Source organism: Tolypothrix sp. PCC 7601 (assembly GCF_025677855.1).
Taxonomy (GTDB): Bacteria; Cyanobacteriota; Cyanobacteriia; order Cyanobacteriales; family Nostocaceae; genus Aulosira; species Aulosira diplosiphon.
The window spans coordinates 8,133,577-8,151,106 of record NZ_CP064879.1 but is presented as its reverse complement, the minus strand read 5'-3'; the positions used below and the strand labels follow the sequence as shown (position 1 = coordinate 8,151,106).

Genomic DNA, 17,530 nt, shown 5'->3' with positions numbered 1-17,530 from the left:
TCCAACACAGTATTTCCCCTACCTCATCTCCTCATTCCCCAATTAACTTGGAGTTCACCATGTCAAGACCACGTTATGGTATTTGGGCACCTGTTGGTGGTAACTTTGGCCCTTTAGATACTCAAGAAGAACCCATCGATGCAAGTTATGAGCGATCGCGATCGCTAATTTTAGCAGCTGAACGCTTGGGATACGCTACAACTTTGGTGGCACAGCATCTCGCCAACCCACGCAGTTTAGAGTTAGAGCAGCTAGAAACTTGGACTGCTTCTGCAGCTTTAGCTGAGGCGACAGAAAAAATTGAAATTATCGCCGCCATTAAACCTTTACTATTCCATCCGGCTGTTCTAGCAAAGATGGCATTAGGGATAGATGCAATTAGTCGCGGACGTTTTGCCATCAACTTGATTAGCGCTTGGTTTCGTCCAGAAATGGAACGTACCAATATTCCCTTTCCTCCCCATGATGAACGTTATCGCTATTCTGGCGAATGGTTAAAAGTTGTCAGAGCTTTGTGGAGTGGGGAAAAGGTTAACTTTGAGGGAGAATATTTCAAAATCACAGATTTAAGCTTACGTCCTACTTCCATCGCCAAACCACATCCCCCAATTTACTTGGGAGGTGCATCCGATCCCGCCCAGATTTTAGCGGCTGAACAAGCAGATATATACTTTATCAACGGTCAGCCTATCGAAGATGTACGTCAGGTAATTAAACAAGTATTGAGCCGTCCGCGATTGCTACCTCAACCAGTGCGTTTTGGTTTATCAGCCTTCGTCATTGCTCGACCTACCGACGCAGAAGCCCAAGAGGAACTCCAGCGACTTACAGAACTCCAGAAACAGGAAGAACACTTAAAATTAAGCGTAGCGAAAGGTGTCGATCCAGATGCAGTCATGTTCCGACTCTTCGCTAAAAATCCCGCCGTTGGTGGTAATGGAGGCACAGCCGCAGGCTTAGTTGGCAGCTATGATACAGTTGCTACAAGAATTGCCGCTTTTTCTGATGCAGGTATCGATACATTTATGCTGCAATTCAATCCTTTTGTACGGGAAATGACCCGTTTTGCCGAAGAAATAATGCCACGTGTAAGGCATTTACAGCCTGTATAGGAAAATGGGTAATGGGTAATGGGTAATGGGTAATGGGTAATTGGTCATTAGTTATTTCTCCCTCATCCCCCTCATCCCCCTCATCTCCCTCATCTCTCTCATCCCCAATCCCCAGTCCCCAATCCCCAACCCCCAACCATCTACACAAGGAGACTAAATATTGTCCCAACTGCCAATACAATCTCTGACTTTATCCACCTCTCAAAAATCTTGGGTTTTGTTAGGTGTCGGATTAGGTGTATTCATGTCTACCCTAGATGTGGGCATTATCAATGTGGCATTACCCACTTTGGTGCAAAGCTTTCACACTAGTTTTCCTATGGCCCAGTGGGCTGTATTGAGTTATCAGTTAGTCAGTTCTGGTTTAGTTTTAGGCGCAACTCGTCTAGGGGATATGTGGGGCAAAAAACCCCTATATCAGGCAGGGGTGATTGTATTTACCTTGAGTTCATTGTTGTGTAGCCTTGCACCTAGCATTGAGTGGTTGATTGGCTTTCGGGCACTTCAGGGACTTGGTGCAGTATTTATCTCTGGCCTTGGTTTGGCAATTATCACAGAAGTCTTCCCAGCTTCCGAACGAGGTCGGGCGGTTGGCATTATTGGGAGTGTCGTGTCACTGGGGATTGCTTTTGGCCCTTCTGCTGGGGGGTTGCTGTTGAACTTGTCAGGTTGGCATAGTATATTCCTGATCAATGTCCCTTTGGGGATCATAGCTAGTTTCCTTATGGCGCGGTTAGTACCACCATCTACCCCTAGTGAAAGCAAACAAACATTCGACCCCTTAGGAGCCTTATTAGCTTTATGGACTCTGGGTAGTTTTGGGTTAGGTATGACCTTTGGGCAAAGTGAAGGCTTTAGCAGTATTAACACCATCGTATTACTTGCGATCGCAGCCCTCAGCTTTATCACTTTCCTGGTAGTAGAAGCTATTCTCGAGCAACCATTATTAGAATTGCACCTATTCCGCAATCTTCAGCTGAGTATGAGTTTGCTGAGTGGCTGGCTAGCGTTCACCGTAATTGGCGGTTCACTACTCATTACCCCGTTCTTTTTAGAGCGAGTGAAGAACTACCCAACAGTAAAAGTTGGGTTACTCTTAGCTTTTTCGCCTATACTTAGCGGATTAGTTGCTCCACTTGCTGGTATACTTGCAGACCGCTTTGGTGCAAAATTAATTAGTTCCCTGGGGCTGGGATTGATGATTGGTGGTTGTTTGGGTATCAGTACCTTTGATGCTCAAATTACTGAGTTGGGTTATATATCGCGTTATTTTATTTACGGTATTGGGCTAGGTTTATTTCAATCGCCCAATAACACCACTGTTATGAGTGCAGTATCTCGGGAAAGGCTAGGGATTGCTTCGGGACTACTCTCTTTATCACGCACATCCGGTAATACTGTAGGCGTTTCTCTGATAGGTGCAGTGTTTGGCGGCTTAATCGCCAGTGTAGCAGCAGGTGCAGATGTATCTGTGGCTCCTCCGGATGCGATCGTCACAGGCTTCCAAGCTACCTTTCGGTTTGCAGCGCTAATTCTTTGTATTGCTGCGGCTACTTCTGTGTTGAGATTACGTAATCAAAGTCAGTGAACTCCCCCAGCGTATGAGCAAATGTAGCTTCTAAATTTCTGCTCTAAAATTTTCAATAAGAGTGTTCCAAAAAATAAACGATCCAAAACCTGTCATTGCGAGCGAAACGGAGTGTAGCGTTCGCGTAGCGTCTCGCAGAGAAGCAATCTCAGCCCTTGCGATTGCTTCATTCCGCTTCGCTCCATTCGCAATGACAATTGAGCATTTTTTTACTTGGAGTACTCTAAATACTTTTTTCACTGCTGCTCATCGCCAATGTTTACTCTGAATAACGTATGGGAACCTCAGCATTCAACCATGCTAAAAATTTGTCATTAATATTAGTCGGTGATATCTCCGCAATGAAGTTAGTGTAACTAATGTGCTGGCTAATTAATTGTTCAATTTCATGGCGATAACCTGCTTGAGTTTTGACAATTAGCACGACTTCTGGCTCTTCTGTAATTTCCCCTTGCCATATATAAGCACAGGTAATCGGGAACCAATTAACGCAAACAGCTAGTTTTTGTTCTAACAAAGCACGACCAATCTGGCGAGCTTCATCTGTATTATTTAAGGTGATGTAATATAGTTTCATAGAAAAATATTTTACTATAAAATGCAAAATATAAATTTATTGCTGCGACCCTATCAAGAGCCAGATGAAGAACAAGTAATTAATTTATGGTATCGGTGTAATTTAGTAGTACCTTGGAATGACCCTAAACAAGATATTAAACTTAAAGTGCAAGTACAACCAGAGTTATTCTTTGTTGGGTTAATTGAAGATGAAGTTATTGCCACTCTCATGGCAGGATATGAAGGCCATCGTGGTTGGTTCAACTATTTAGCTGTAACACCAGAGTATCAACGACAAGGTATTGGTAAGTATATGGTTGAGCAAGCAACTATTAAACTCAAGTTATTGAACTGCCCAAAAATTAACATCCAGATCCGTAATTCCAATAAAGATGTTATTCAATTTTATGAGCATTTAGGATTCAAAATAGATGATGTTATAAGTATGGGCAAACGTTTGTAATTAGTAACAAGATTTTGTTGTGTGAATAGCTAAATATATCATCTTATTCAGGAAGTCGTAGAAATCAATATAACTGTATTAAGAAATATAAATGAGCTTGAAATCTTTATACCAATTTGAAAAAGAATGCGACAGATTGTAGGGGCAAGGCACTGCCTTGCCCTCTAGAATATATTGATGTGTCGCAAACATTATTTGAATTGGTATTACCAATGAGGAATGACGAATGACAAATGACTAAACTTACTTAAGGTTTCCAAATAGCATCTTTAACTTGAAATGTTTTAGGAATCAGCTTTTGACTGTAAAACAAATCAACTACTTGTTGTTGTTCAGCAATATATTCATCCTTCATTTCAAAGACACCAAAATAAGGACGATTTTTTAAAGAATATTCCAAAACCTCTGGCTTATATTTAGTTTCTACTGCCAAAAGTTTGGCAACTTCAATAGGATTAGCTTTCGCCCAATCTTCTACTTTTGTTTGTTCTTCTAAAACAATTTTGACTAAATCGGCGTGATTTTTAGCAAAATTTTCTGTGGCAATGTAAAAAGCGCGTTGAGGTGCGACATCAGAACCTCTAACTAATACACGCACGCTACCATTTAATTCTTTAGAAGCCAAATAAGGATCGCCAATAGGTAACGCATCGACATTACCACCTTCAAATGCTGTGGTACTATCGGGAATTTTTAAGTAAACAGGTTGAATATCATTTAGCGTCAGTTTTGCACTTTCTAAAGCTTTGAGGACAAAGTATTGTAGTGCTGTTCCTTTTTGAATTGCTAATTTTTTACCCTTTAAATCGGCAAGGGTTTTAATAGGAGAATCTTTAGGTACAATAATAGCTTGAGCGCCTGCATTTGAACCCGTCGCCGCTACATAGAGGATGGGATTACCACCAGCTTGAGCAAATACAGGCGGTAGATTTCCTACGTTGCCAATATCAACACTACCAGCTGCCATTGCTTCCATCATTGGCGGCCCACCTTGGAAGGATATCCATTTAACTTGGATACCTTCTGGTGCTAGGCGTTTCTCTAATAATCCCTGCGCCTTCAGCAAATTTAGTCCAGGTGTACCGCTTTGGTGACCGATATTAATCACCTTTATCTGTGAACTAGCAGAGGGTTGTGCAACGGGAGAAACTTTACTTTGTGAGGTATTTTGCGAACTACAGCCAGCTAAGGCTAAAAGCCAAGTTAATACACAAGTGGCGATCGCAATTAAAATATAGCGACGGGTTTTCATATTTGCAGATAATTGTAGGTTGGGTAGAGCGATAGCGAAACCCAACAAAGCCGCGATAATGTTGGGTTTTGTTCCTCAACCCAACCTACGTAAAATCATGGTTTTAATGCTAACTGAACCGTATTGAAATATAGCGACGGGTTATCATATTTGCAGTTGAAAAGGTGACAAGTAAATACCCGTCACCGATGAAAATTAATAAAGAGAAGCCAAAACCTTATCAGCAGCAGCGCGGAATGCAGTTGCAGCACCAGCACTCATATCTCTGGGCGCACAGATGCGATTTCGCACATAGGCGAGGGTAATTGCACCAATTGCCGCTATCTTGGGATCGATAGTACTATCTTTACCACCTGTGCGTCCACCTGGTAGGGGTTCACCGTTACCATTGATGAGGTAATCAGCAAGCAATCTCAGGTGGAAATCAACCACCTCTTGTACTGCGGAAACATCACCATCTATAGCTAAAGCTTGAACGCCAGAATTTTTCAAAATATCTGCGATCGCATTTTCTCGATTATCGCTCAATCTTTCCGCCGCTTCTGCACGAAACTCTATAGCTTCGCTTTCTGCTGGATCTAAGGGTAAAGGATTCCCAATCGGTTCTACACCCCATCTGCGGCGTAAAAGTAAATTGTTGGTGATATTATCCGATTTCACCCGATGATAAGCTGGGCGTTGATTGAGTGCGTCAAACCAAGCGTTGATTCGGGGGTAACGGGGATTACCTTTGATATGATACTGTCGATAAACTGGTAAATTAGCCGCCAAGCGATCGAGATGGGGACTGTAGAGGATATCTACCAAGCTAAAGCTGCTGAGAAAATAGGGGCCGGGATATTTAGCTAAAGTTTGTTCAAGTTCATCTAATTTAGCTTCAAATTCTGTTTGTAACTTAACTAATTCATCAGCATCTGTAACTTTTTCTCTGAGGAATTTGTAAGCAATATCTCTAAAACCGTTAGTTTCTGATTCCTCTACCCATTGTCTAGCAACAGCATTTTCTTCTGAATCTTCTGGAAGTAAGGCTGGTGTAGGAAATCGTGCTTCTAAAGCTAAGAGAATATCTTTAGATTCATACACTAACTTGCCTTCAATTTTTGCACCAGGTACAAGGGTAGTCGGTACTAAATCAGTGTACCATTTTGGCTTATTACTTAAATCGATAAACTCTGTCTCAAAAGGAATTTCTTTTTCTTCTAAAGCAAACCAAACTCTCTCACAAAAAGGACACCAAGAATTAGTATCTCGATATAACAAAACAGGTGCTTGAGTGTCTGGGGGAAGTTTATGCAAACTGCTGGGTATAGGTGCAGTAGATGGAGACTGTCCTGGTCTCTTTACCCGGCGCGCTGGGGTATTTTTTCGAGCAGTTTCTAACAGTTGTTCCCAATTAGATACAGCGTCTTGAATAGCCATTTTTGACACCTATTTAAAAATATGTCGGACGACCTCGAAACTTAGAGCAATCCTATTGGATTGGGAAAGGGGGAAAGGTGAAGGGGTAAAGGGATTAAAAATTCGTAATTACGTAATAAATGGTGATTTCAACTGAGGACTCTAACCCTCAATTTAATTACGTAGCGCTTTGCGCTTCCCGTAGGGTATTACGAATTACGAATTACGAATTATCTAGCTTTATGGGGAACGCCAGAAAATACAAATAATTGTTGCTCTTTCGGTGCAGGTAAATTTTCACCAACATAACGATTAATACCTACTCCCATATCTCCAGTGGCGGTGAGTTTAAACTTAACTTCTTCAAATTGAGATGCTTGTAAAACTTTCCGCACAGTATCAGAGTAAGCAGTACCGTTAGAATGTCCGCGAGTCCAGAGAACAAAAGCACCTTTTTTACTGAGAAAACTCAAGTTATCTAGCAAGCGTTTAAGTTCAGCTTCATCAGCTAAATTACCAAACACACCACAGACAATCACAATATCTGCGGGTACTGCGCCTACATAATTAGCGGAGATAGTTGCATCACCGTTGATAAATTCTATTTGCTTGGCTAAACCCAATGATTCTATAGTTGCTTTTCCACGTTCAACTAAATTGGGGTTTAACTCTACCAGTCTTGCATAGACATCTTGGGCGCGGGGGTGATTTGCTAAGGTTCCAAGTAAATCTCTACCATCACCAGCGCAAACACTCACTACACGGATTCTTCCGGCTGGTGATGCATCTAAGCTGTAGGTGATGTATTCCCGCACGATTTCTAGGCGTTGTTGTAATTTTGCTTCCGTATTATAGAGATCGTGCCATTCAAACCAATCTTTTGGCATAAGGGGTGATTCCCATTCCTTGCAAACTGTGGCTTTGCAGCGTACTTGTCACACTGCACAATAATTAACTACGGCAAATCTATCGATTAACAGTATTTTGCAATGAAGGCACAGTATCATAGAAGTAGCTGCAAAATCAAGTCTGCTGACAATACTGTTCCGCGAGCGTATTTATCTTAGTCAGGAGACTTAGTAAGAAAATCTGTTAAGAAATCGTTTCTAAATAAAAGCTGTGAATCAATTGTAGTCTTGTATTGAGTTAACCATTACTGTTCACCCTCCTTGCGAAGCACTGGCTAAGTAAAAAAATGCGATCGCTTTTTTAGGGGCGATCTCGTGGGGGGAGTAGAAAACCGAAGGTTTTAAATAATACTTATGCGTTACGGCGGACGCTTAAGGAAGCATGGCGGTTAGGTTTCTTTACCTTACCTTAATTTCATCTACAAAATATTCTGCTTCCGCAAAATCACTAGTTCGTGGTTACAGCTTTGTAATACACTGATTCTTGTTTTTAAAATTTCTTGCCACATGTTTATTGCACAATAATTTTTGATAGGTTTGTAATAAAACTCATCATCTTCTATTCTGAGAACAACAGCAAAAATACCACCTGGCTTGAGAATCCGAATCAGTTCTTCAAAGCTTTCTAAAGGAACTTGATTGCGAGTAAAAACCCCAGTTGATACTAAAGCATCAAACGTATTATCAGCAAAAGAAAGAGTGCTACCCAACTCTTCCAGATGCAAAGCTTTGTATATATCTAGGTCTTTTAATATGTCTAAAGACTGTTGGCTAATATCAAGACCTTGGAGATTTTTTGAACCGTAAGAAATGAGTTCTCGACCTAATAAACCTGTACCACATCCAATGTCTAAAATTAAATCGTCTTTCTTTAAATACGATATTAAAGTGTAAGCAACATGGTTGAGTAAAATCGTCCAACCGTTATCGTAATGTTCCTGGTCATAAAATGATACCCAATTATCATATTTTCCTCTTACTTCTTCGATATTTTCAAAGTAGTCGGTTAATCCATTTGGATAATCTTGACGATTATCTTCTCTGAGGATTTTATAGATAACATCTTTGATAATATAGCCTATTAAATTGAGATCATTGAAATCAAAAGTTGATGGCAATCTGATATCGCAAGCCGAAGAAATAATCGATTCTGTTTTCTCTAGATTGGGTAATTCTGTAAATGAGTATTGCCAGTTTTTGTAATAGCGAGAATTATCGTCTCTTCCAAAAATTTGGATTGCAACACCCCTCTTGCTAGTTTGCTGAACAAATTCATCAACCTGTGCTGAAGTTAATCCCAAAAGATTAAACTGTAAACTGTCAGGTGCAGGCTTAACTTGTTCTAAAGGCAAGGGAATATAAATATTCCTGACAGAATTGAGAATTTCTACTAACCGATCATACTTTTGTCTGTTTTGAGATATTTTGGTTTCTAAAAATTTTATTTGAGGTCTTAAGACAGAAGCAGTTAGGTTACTCATTCTTAAACTAAAATTGGGAACATAAGGCTTCAGTTTTTCAAATATATTGTCATCCAATGGACGAGCAAGATGTTTCTTGTACAATTTTTCGTAAGAACCAGCCGCTAGAATACAATAAGCTGCCAATTCTTTGTTATTGGTGGCAATCAACCCACCTTCACCAGAGTTAAGTAATTTATAACTTTGGGTACTAAAGCAAGCAATTGCCCCATGATATCCTACTAATTTTCCATCCCATTCAGCACCTAAACTATGAGCGCAGTCTTCTATTAAATAAATTCCCGCTTGCTCGCAAATGTGTTTGATGGTGTCTAAATCTGATATATGTCCTCGCATATGGGACAAAACAAAAAACTTTGCGTCTGGATGAGCTTCTATCTTACGTTTTAAATCTTCAATATCAATTAGATATGCAGAGTTACACTCTACGTAAATAGGGACTCCACCAGCATGAACAATACTACTAGGAACTGCTGTAAATGTAAAAGCATTAGTTAATACTTTATCTCCATACTTTACCCCACCTGCTTTCAGGGCTAAAAAGATAGCACTTCCACATGAATTAACTGCAACAACATACTTGTGTTTCGTGTAAAGACTAAACTCATATTCCAGCTTTGCTACTTCAGTTGCCAATTGATCATCTTGATCATTTAATTCCTTATAATTACTATAATTGATCAAAATATCTGAAAAATTATAACGATAAAGTCTTCCCTTTTGCATCAATTTTATTGCTTGCTCAATACCTTCTTGAGGAATTGGGTCAGGAGTTTTAAAGCTTTTATTAAATTTAAGCACTGATTTTTCTTCGTCTGTTGTTGGGATAGTATTAAATTTCATTGTGAATCATCTTCTGAAGTATAAGTTTCTAATTATTTGAATTCAAGATTTAGGCAAACAATAGCTTAAACCCTGATTTTCCGGTAGAAGCTATTCATCAACTGTCTCTACCACGTTCAGTCTTGCGTAGGAATTTTTTCAATTATTGCTGCCTGCCATACTCTGTTTAAACTTTTCTGGGCTGCTTTCTAATTCCACATATAAGAAATCAATCCCCTCTTTTTGTAGCAATTCTAATATTGCTAGATTTAAGTTTTTCTCAGCATCAAAATAGAGATTATCATCATTCACGAATGCCATCACTTCAATGACACGGGCATTATTTTCAATTTTTTTAAACCGAACCGTACATGATGGAGCAAAACCAGGAATAAATTTAGGCATTTCTTGAATAGCATCACAAATTCTGGCAGTTTGCTGTGCTGAGATACCATCAATTTTCAAAATTAAATTAATTCCCCATATTAATTCTTTGCCAGGATTTTGTGACCAATTTTCAACTACTCCAGAAATCATTTTAGAATTGGGCATTTTCATAATTGAACCCCACTTAGTGATATGCAGGGTTGTGGTTCTGAATCCAATATTGAGTACCTGCACAAAACCATCTACTCCTGATACTCCCACCCAGTCACCTTCTCGATAGAGATTATCTGAGTAGATGATCAATGTACAAAACCAATCATAGACAATATCCTTTAACAACAAACCTAAAGTGATACCAGCACCACCTAATAGACCAACCAATGCAGCCGCAGATTGACCTAAAAATATCTCACTTATCTTGATTGTTAATATAATAATTGCTGCTGATTGAAAAATCTTCGGCATCAAAGGTCTGAGCAATTCATCAAGCTCAGTTTCGGTGTGTAGCACTATGTTGGCTATTAACTGACCCAAAATAGAAGAGCTGCGGTAAACAATGTATGCAACTATAAAAACAACTATTAAATTGAGCGTCTTACCGATTGTTTGGCTCAGTTGCAACCCTAAATTCTCTGCCAGAACTTCCTTGATTAGCCAAAATGCACCAATCTGAATCAGCCAACTTAAAGAAGGCTTGATAACTATTATCAATTCATCATCAAGTGTACTTTTCGTTTTGCTAGTAAAACGCTCAATGCTCTTAATAACGACTCCAACAAAAAATCGTCTCAACAACTGTGTCAGCGTTAGGATAACGATAACAGTAGCAATTTTGGCAACGGGTATGCCAGAGTAGTTGAGATTTTTCAAGGTGTTCCAAAGTGCTTCCATCTATTAGTTAAAAGGTAGGGGAGTATTTTTTATGTCAATCAGTAAATGACATGACTTTTGAATTCTGCTAAATGAAACGTATCCATCAAAAAAACTAAGGGCAAACAATGGTGCGAAAACCGATGTGATTTGTGGAGGTATCAATATCTTCTGGATGTCGGGCGGCGGGACGGTAGCGGGCGCAGTAGTTAGGCGCACAGAGGAAAGACCCTCCTTTGAGGACTTTACGTGGTTTCCGCATTGAGGGTAATATTTTTTGGTCATAGCTATCTTCTTCTGTTCCCCCTTGAGGATTTTTGGGGGTGCAGCAAGCTTTAGCCGGATTTTCTGGATGTTGCTCCCGATACCAATCCTTCGTCCATTCCCACACATTGCCAATCATGTCATAAAGTTCATAGCCATTAGGAGGATAGCTACCAACAGCCTCTGTCCCTGGCGGTTGGGATTTGAGATTTTCTGAGGGAAACCTTCCTTTCCAGATGTTTGCCATTACCTTACCCTTGGGCATAAATTCATTCCCCCAAGCAAATGTAGCTCCTTCTAAGCCACCTCTAGCTGCTAATTCCCATTGAGCTTCAGTAGGCAATTCTTTTCCTGCCCATTGAGCATAGGCCAGAGCATCTTCATACACGATATGCACTACTGGATGATTTTCTCGATTTTTAATGGAACTATTTAGACCTTCAGGATGTCGCCAGTAAGCACCAGGGACGTACTGCCACCAGCATGAAGTTTGGGGATTTACAGGGCGATCTGGTTTAATAAATACTGCTGACCCTGGTACTAACATTTCGGGAGTAGCGTCAGGATAGTGTTCGGCTTTGGGTGGCTTTTCAGCAAAAGTGATGTATCCTGTTTCTTTGACAAATTTTTGAAATTGTTTATTTGTGACTAAATACTTATCCATCCAGAAGCCGCTAACTGTTACGGTGTGAACTGGACCTTCTTCTGGATATTTGCGGCTGTCAGATCCCATCTTAAAGGTGTTACCAGGAATCCATACCATGTCATTGTCAGGTGGCTTACCAGGATTTGAGGAGGCTTTTTTAGATACTTGTGAATTTGAAATCATTGAAATGAATTTCTCTTGATATTTTTAATATTTGTCAAAGGTAAAGTTTGTTTTTTTTAGGGGCAATTTATGAATTAATTACCCCTAAATATAAGTCCTGACAAGATAGTTTTGATTGCAAACTAAGGACTATGCTATCAAATCAAGAGATTAGTCACGCATTAACATACCCATGAATTCTTTATCAGGATCTTGTGCTTCAGCATCATTCTTGATAGTGATTATGACTTTTTTAAGAGTCGCTCCCTCAAACTCATAGGGTATATCTTCTGCGTAGTCTGAAGAAACTGGCTGACCAGCATCTTTACCAATGTTGAATCCTTCTCCAGATAGGGCAAACTTACCTGGTTGAGTCAAGAACTGACCAGAATATTCCTCAAAATCATTCTCAATTAGAGATTTATTTATTGTTTTTCCATTGATTGATAGGGTGATATTTCCAACAGTGCTACTACCAAGTTCTGGATTTGCAACGCCTTCTTTGGGATCTAGTGTCTCTTTTTTGGCAAATTCAACTTTGAGTTTTACCTCATTACTGAACTGTCCGAGAGAACAGGAAATCTTCTGTTCCTGTTGTCCTAGCCAGTTATAGACGTAACAAAGCTGATCTTTATGAATATAGAAACTGTGTCCACCAAAGCGTCCTCCATGTGCCAAGAGAACACCTTTTGGAGTTCCTTTAGCAGAGAAATCAACAGTTGCTTCAATAGCATAAGAACGAGTCCGAATATTGGGTGCTACTGCTTCAGGAATTTCTGATCCTCCTGGGTAGTAGGTATAGCTGAATGTGTCAGTTTCCAGACTATTCTCATTAAATGGAGGTTCTGCTAACTGGGGACGTTCTGAACCCAACACCTCAGCAGTTGAGCGATCGTCAAGGGGAAGTCCATTATACATCCCTGCTTGTAGGAACGTAAGGATTCAGGTCTAAAATTGAGGAACTAGAGAAGGGCGAGACTGAGAATTAATAGAGTCAGCAATTAGTGCTTGTACAAAAAAATCAATAACAGACAGACTTTGACGACGACAGGTTTGAACCACCGTCAACAAATTGGCAGTATGTTGAAACCGCTCCATCGAACGGGAACCACCACTAACTTTACGTTTTGTCACAGCCAAACGCAGCGATCGCTCGGCTTGATTGTTATCAGGAGGAACTTCAGGGTTGTCAAGGAAATACCACCATTGGGAGGCTTTATCGCGCAAGGAACGTAAAAGGTTTCCTGCTGTAGCTCCGGCTAAGTTAATCCAGTCATCAAGTGTTTGTTGCAATTTAGATTTGAATTGATTGACCCAATCGTTATAACTGGCGCAGTCAAGAGTCTCAAACCATTGGGCATAATTTCCAAAAGCTTCATCAATTAAATCCACAAATGCTTCACCAATAGCTTGGTTGTGAAGACCTGGAAGTTGAATTAGTTTTTTGAAGTGACGGCGTAGATGAGCCAAACATTTCTGCTGCTCAGGCACCGCATAGCCATTGTAAACACTAAAATCATCGCTGCTGATTACCCCTGTATATTTAGCCCCTAAAATGGCTTCTAGTTCTGCTCTGGAACGAGTGTCAGCAGCAGTAAACAGGCAAAACTCAGAATTGGCAACTACCCACAACCATTCTTTAACTCCCTTGACAGACCAAGGTGTTTCATCCACATGAATGTTAGGTTGTGTCTGTTTTACCCAATTACTTAACTCAGTAATGCTTGGTTGAATCGCTGTTTGAATTCGTTCATTTGTGGTGACTAAAGTTCCCAGCCCAATTTCAATTTGACCTAACTCCCACAACATTTCTTGCTGTTTTTCATAGGGCATATGTGCATAATTATTTGCCCATCCTAAAAATGCCTGTAAAGAAATCCCTAAATCCTGTCCTGGGATGATATCTTGTGACCAGGAGGCTGTTTGTATATTGCCACAGTACTCACACTGGCACGTATGGCGTTGATACTCAACTATTTCAATGGGACGCTCCACTAGTTGCGCTACAGACTGTTTTTCTACTTTTACTGCCACAGCCGCAAACGCTTTTTGACCACAACAGACACAATCACTTGGACGTAAGATTTCACAACGATCTACTCTACCAAAACCCTTACGGGTCTTACCTTGATGCCCTGGTTGCCCACCTGGCTTTCTTTTGGGATGATTTGATTCTTCTTGCGGTGCTGCTTTTTTGTTTTCACTCTTTTTGAGGATGTCCCCTGATGGCGGCTTAGATGAGGTTTTGCTGTCTAAATCTCTGCTGACTTTTAAACGTTCTATTTCTTGCTGTAGTTCTAATACTGTTTTCTGTAATTCACCTATTACCTTGCTCTGCTCAATGATTATCTCTACCAGTTCTTGTTTCGATAACTGGTTCAAGCTTTCCCGGTCTAAATCTTGAGGCAGGTTTTGGTTCATATCTGTGATACTCCTCCTCAAGCGATCCCTTTGTCAATACTCTGCCACCTGAATCCTTACATATAAAAACAGCCATGTCTTCCATTTTATTTAAGCTTATTAGAAATACAAATAACAAGAGAAAGCAAAACCTTTAGCTATTACCGAATTTGAAATTTTAAATGTTGAATTCAACCTAAAATCGACAATCTAAAATTGATTCCCCAGCATTCATGCATAGGGTTAATCTAAAATCCAAAATCCAAAATTGATTGACCCTTTTCCCTAAATCACCCGCTTAGATGTATTGTAAAAATACTAACCTTTTACAGGGGTGAACCCAGCATGAAACGAAATCGCAAGTCTCTGCTGTTAACCTTGAACTGGGTGTTACTGTCATTTGGCACATCAATATTAATTATTCTTACCCAGCCTACAGCACCCGTCCCTGCACAAGAACCTGCTGCAAATAGCCAACAACAGCTGAGGGAAATACTGCAACGTTCCACTCCCAATCCTACGGAAACGCCAAAGCCTGTAATCATACCACAACCTACACCCAGCCCCAGCCCAGAAGTTACAGAACCAAAAAAGCCAGATGCGGCGACAGAACCAGAACCAACTCCTGAAGAAATTGCGCGTCAGCAAAAATTTATCGAAGCAGACAAGCTTTATCAGGCAGGACAAATTGCAGAAGCTGAGAAAATTTACCGTGAGGTAAAAGAACCTTTTGCGAAAACTAGTCAACCTCAAGAACGTAAAGCAGCTATTACCGATCCAACGCAACTATCCCCAGCAGGTAAGGTATACTGGCGAGAAGCCGAGGCGGGGATAGCGAAGAAGCTAGAATCTCGGACTTTAATCCCACTACAACTATTAGTTGAGCAGTATCCGGAATTTATTCCCGGACATATCAAATTTGCAGAAGTTCTCAAACAATATAATCGCTCTCCACAAGCTTTAGATATTTTAGAACGGGGAGCTTCCCTTTATCCAGACCAACCAGAACTGATTAAAGCCAGAGTTACAGCACTTGCAGAAGCTCAAAAATGGATGGAAGCTTCTTTAGCAGCGCGTCAATTTGCCATTCTCAACCCTAAAGATCCCCAAGCACCAGAGTTTGCTAATTTAGCAGATGTGCATCTCAAGCGTTATAAATCTCATATTCAAGCAGAAATTAGAGGCAATGCGATCGCTAATATTCTCACGGGTGCATTAGGTTATGCTGTTAGCGGTAGTTTGCTGGGGCCGTTTTCGGCACTAGATTCCACGATTATGCTACTACGCGGTGAAGAATCTATAGGAGAATCGGTAGCCAAGCAAGCAAAACAAGAACTCAAACAAATTACCGATGAGACAGTAGTCGCCTACGTCAATGAAATTGGACAGAAACTCGCCAAAGTTGCAGGACGTAACGAATTTAAATACGAATTTTTTGTAGTCCCCCAAGAAGAACTCAACGCTTTTGCGCTGCCTGGTGGCAAAATCTTTATTAATGCAGGTGCGATCGCTAAAACAAACTCGGAAGCTGAATTAGCTGGGTTAATCGGTCATGAGTTATCCCATGTGGTGTTATCTCACGGCTTTCAATTAGTTACCCAAGGTAATCTCGTTGCTAATGTGACGCAGTATATTCCTTTAGGTGGCATCATTGGGCAACTTTCAGCCCTCAGTTACAGCCGCGACATGGAACGTCAAGCAGATAGCCTCGGTACACGTTTGATTGTCGCCACAGGTTATGCGGCTGATGGCTTACGTAATTTGATGGTGACACTAGAAAAACAACAGAAAAATGCTCCTCCTAGATGGTTATCTTCTCATCCTGGCGGTAGTGAGCGAGTCAGTTATCTAGAAGCTATGATTACCAATAGCAAATACAACCGCTACGCCTATGAAGGTGTAGAAAGACACGCACAAATTCAAGCCAAAGTCAAGCAGCTTCTCAAAGAGAAAAAATCACAAGAAGAAAAAAAGCAGCGTTCTTAATGAACCAAAAACAAAATTTTTCGTCACGGAAAGTATCAATATCCCTACAGATTTTCCCTAGAGGATGATTTATGTCATCGCACGCTTTGAAATTCCTGCTTTTAAGTGGTTTAGGTTTATCCTGTTTCTTGGGTAATTCGGTAGCATTTGCCCAAGTTAACGATAGTGTTGTTGTACCCACAGAACCATCGGGTACATCCACAACCACAACTACACCGATACCAACAGGTACAGCAACTAACACTACAACTTATCCTACCGCTGAGGGTACGAGGTTTAGTTGTCAAACATACAACGGTCAATATACCGTGATGTATCAGCCGGAAAGTCAACCAGGTCAATACTTTGCTTGGGCTGCACCTCAGAATTTAGGTGGTGGTTGGGATGTAAACAGACGCTGTCAAACAATTTCCCAACGCTTAGAATCCTATCGTCCAGATGGCTTACAAGAACTCCAAGTTGCTCGGTTAAATAACGAGAACATTGTTTGTGTAACCACTGAGGCTGATCCTAGCTGTCGGATTGTCCTCACAGTACCCCGCGATAAAGACCCCTATACTGTCCGCAATAGCATCTTCCAAAACCTTACCACTGCGGATAGCGGTCAACAAACCATTGCTGTTAACACCTACCGCAACAATCAAAATATATTAGGTGATTTATATAACTTAGGTCGTACAGGAATAGGTGGTAATCGCGCTTCTGCATCTAAAAGTGGTATTAATCTCAAACCTTTCCTCGATCGCAAAGATGGTGGTAATGGTAGCGGGTTAAAAAATGGTGTCGCCTTACGTAACCGTTCCAACACCCAAACCACTGTCCGCCCACAACCAAATGGCGTTCGCCTCGACCCCAATAGATTCCGTCGTTAATTACCGAATTTCAATTTCGTGATTCTCCTTATTCCCCAATCCTTTGAAATTGGGAAATAAGGAAAATCAACTAACGACTAATGACTGTTGAGTACAGACGCGATTAATCGCGTCTCTTTGATTTTTGACGACTCTAGAACCCAATACGCTTGGGTTAAGCTCATTAGTGATTGATTTGTCACTTAATTAAAAAGCCAGATCAATTGGGGGATTCTCCCCCAAACCCCCGATTGGGTGACGGTTGCGTCCCCCAAACCCCCTCCAAAATTATTGTTCTGTTTTTTTTGTTGAGTAACTAGTTTTTTGGTTTTGTGATCAATTAATTTTCTTAACCCAAGCGTATTGCTCTATAACCGTTAAC

General features: G+C 40.6%; 14 protein-coding genes. 5 read left to right on the top strand and 9 right to left on the bottom strand.

Going from position 1 to position 17,530, the window contains the following annotated elements:
- Positions 1–59: 59 nt before the first annotated feature.
- The gene (locus HG267_RS32965; RefSeq protein ID WP_045871478.1) at positions 60–1,112 is read left to right on the top strand and encodes an LLM class flavin-dependent oxidoreductase; all 1,053 of its coding nucleotides are present in this window, start codon (positions 60–62) and stop codon (positions 1,110–1,112) included.
- Positions 1,113–1,272: 160 nt separating this feature from the next.
- Positions 1,273–2,700 carry an MFS transporter gene (locus tag HG267_RS32960; protein ID WP_045871477.1) on the top strand — a complete coding sequence of 476 codons (1,428 nt, stop codon included), beginning with the start codon at positions 1,273–1,275 and terminating at the stop codon, positions 2,698–2,700.
- A gap of 259 nt (positions 2,701–2,959) precedes the next feature.
- Here the strand turns inward: HG267_RS32960 and cutA are convergent, their stop codons facing one another.
- Positions 2,960–3,277 (bottom strand): divalent-cation tolerance protein CutA, encoded by a 318-nt coding sequence (cutA, locus tag HG267_RS32955; RefSeq protein WP_045871475.1) that lies wholly within the window; start codon positions 3,275–3,277, stop codon positions 2,960–2,962.
- A 21-nt stretch (positions 3,278–3,298) separates the two neighbouring features.
- Here cutA and HG267_RS32950 point away from each other — a divergent pair, with 21 nt between their 5' ends.
- Entirely contained in the window at positions 3,299–3,721 is a 423-nt protein-coding gene (locus tag HG267_RS32950; RefSeq protein WP_045871474.1) for a GNAT family acetyltransferase, read from the top strand.
- A gap of 247 nt (positions 3,722–3,968) precedes the next feature.
- On the opposite strand, the gene HG267_RS32945 is transcribed toward HG267_RS32950, so the two are convergent.
- The 8 genes from HG267_RS32945 to tnpC form a co-directional block, all read right to left on the bottom strand.
- Positions 3,969–4,973, bottom strand: coding sequence for an aliphatic sulfonate ABC transporter substrate-binding protein (locus HG267_RS32945; protein WP_045871473.1), 1,005 nt, complete (start codon positions 4,971–4,973; stop codon positions 3,969–3,971).
- Between the two features lie 195 nt (positions 4,974–5,168).
- The gene (locus HG267_RS32940; RefSeq protein WP_045871472.1) at positions 5,169–6,392 is read right to left on the bottom strand and encodes a glutathione S-transferase family protein; all 1,224 of its coding nucleotides are present in this window, start codon (positions 6,390–6,392) and stop codon (positions 5,169–5,171) included.
- 209 nt (positions 6,393–6,601) lie between these two features.
- Entirely contained in the window at positions 6,602–7,258 is a 657-nt protein-coding gene (locus HG267_RS32935) for a class I SAM-dependent methyltransferase family protein (RefSeq protein WP_045871471.1), read from the bottom strand.
- Between the two features lie 440 nt (positions 7,259–7,698).
- Positions 7,699–9,603 (bottom strand): aminotransferase class I/II-fold pyridoxal phosphate-dependent enzyme, encoded by a 1,905-nt coding sequence (locus HG267_RS32930; protein WP_052335244.1) that lies wholly within the window; start codon positions 9,601–9,603, stop codon positions 7,699–7,701.
- A 138-nt stretch (positions 9,604–9,741) separates the two neighbouring features.
- Positions 9,742–10,860 carry a mechanosensitive ion channel family protein gene (locus HG267_RS32925; protein ID WP_045871470.1) on the bottom strand — a complete coding sequence of 373 codons (1,119 nt, stop codon included), beginning with the start codon at positions 10,858–10,860 and terminating at the stop codon, positions 9,742–9,744.
- A 94-nt stretch (positions 10,861–10,954) separates the two neighbouring features.
- Entirely contained in the window at positions 10,955–11,932 is a 978-nt protein-coding gene (locus tag HG267_RS32920; protein WP_045871469.1) for a formylglycine-generating enzyme family protein, read from the bottom strand.
- Positions 11,933–12,082: 150 nt separating this feature from the next.
- Positions 12,083–12,829, bottom strand: coding sequence for a hypothetical protein (locus tag HG267_RS32915; protein ID WP_045871468.1), 747 nt, complete (start codon positions 12,827–12,829; stop codon positions 12,083–12,085).
- A 30-nt stretch (positions 12,830–12,859) separates the two neighbouring features.
- Positions 12,860–14,332: an IS66 family transposase gene (gene tnpC, locus HG267_RS32910; RefSeq protein ID WP_045868690.1), complete on the bottom strand. Its 1,473-nt coding sequence runs from the start codon at positions 14,330–14,332 to the stop codon at positions 12,860–12,862.
- A gap of 324 nt (positions 14,333–14,656) precedes the next feature.
- On the opposite strand from tnpC, the gene HG267_RS32905 reads away from it, so the two are divergent.
- Complete coding sequence (locus HG267_RS32905) at positions 14,657–16,297, top strand: M48 family metalloprotease (protein ID WP_045871465.1); 1,641 nt, start codon at positions 14,657–14,659, stop codon at positions 16,295–16,297.
- Positions 16,298–16,368: 71 nt separating this feature from the next.
- Positions 16,369–17,169, top strand: a complete 801-nt coding sequence (locus HG267_RS32900; RefSeq protein ID WP_045871464.1) for a COP23 domain-containing protein — start codon at positions 16,369–16,371, stop codon at positions 17,167–17,169.
- Positions 17,170–17,530 lie beyond the last annotated feature (361 nt).

Bases quoted from the DNA above. Each gene is read 5' to 3' on its own strand.
- tnpC (WP_045868690.1), bottom strand. From the start codon at position 14,332: ATGAACCAAAACCTGCCTCAAGATTTAGACCGGGAAAGCTTGAACCAG.
- HG267_RS32905 (WP_045871465.1), top strand. From the start codon at position 14,657: ATGAAACGAAATCGCAAGTCTCTGCTGTTAACCTTGAACTGGGTGTTA.
- cutA (WP_045871475.1), bottom strand. From the start codon at position 3,277: ATGAAACTATATTACATCACCTTAAATAATACAGATGAAGCTCGCCAG.
- HG267_RS32930 (WP_052335244.1), bottom strand. From the start codon at position 9,603: ATGAAATTTAATACTATCCCAACAACAGACGAAGAAAAATCAGTGCTT.
- HG267_RS32965 (WP_045871478.1), top strand. From the start codon at position 60: ATGTCAAGACCACGTTATGGTATTTGGGCACCTGTTGGTGGTAACTTT.
- HG267_RS32920 (WP_045871469.1), bottom strand. From the start codon at position 11,932: ATGATTTCAAATTCACAAGTATCTAAAAAAGCCTCCTCAAATCCTGGT.
- HG267_RS32925 (WP_045871470.1), bottom strand. From the start codon at position 10,860: ATGGAAGCACTTTGGAACACCTTGAAAAATCTCAACTACTCTGGCATA.
- HG267_RS32935 (WP_045871471.1), bottom strand. From the start codon at position 7,258: ATGCCAAAAGATTGGTTTGAATGGCACGATCTCTATAATACGGAAGCA.
- HG267_RS32900 (WP_045871464.1), top strand. From the start codon at position 16,369: ATGTCATCGCACGCTTTGAAATTCCTGCTTTTAAGTGGTTTAGGTTTA.
- HG267_RS32945 (WP_045871473.1), bottom strand. From the start codon at position 4,973: ATGAAAACCCGTCGCTATATTTTAATTGCGATCGCCACTTGTGTATTA.
- HG267_RS32950 (WP_045871474.1), top strand. From the start codon at position 3,299: ATGCAAAATATAAATTTATTGCTGCGACCCTATCAAGAGCCAGATGAA.
- HG267_RS32940 (WP_045871472.1), bottom strand. From the start codon at position 6,392: ATGGCTATTCAAGACGCTGTATCTAATTGGGAACAACTGTTAGAAACT.
- HG267_RS32915 (WP_045871468.1), bottom strand. From the start codon at position 12,829: ATGTATAATGGACTTCCCCTTGACGATCGCTCAACTGCTGAGGTGTTG.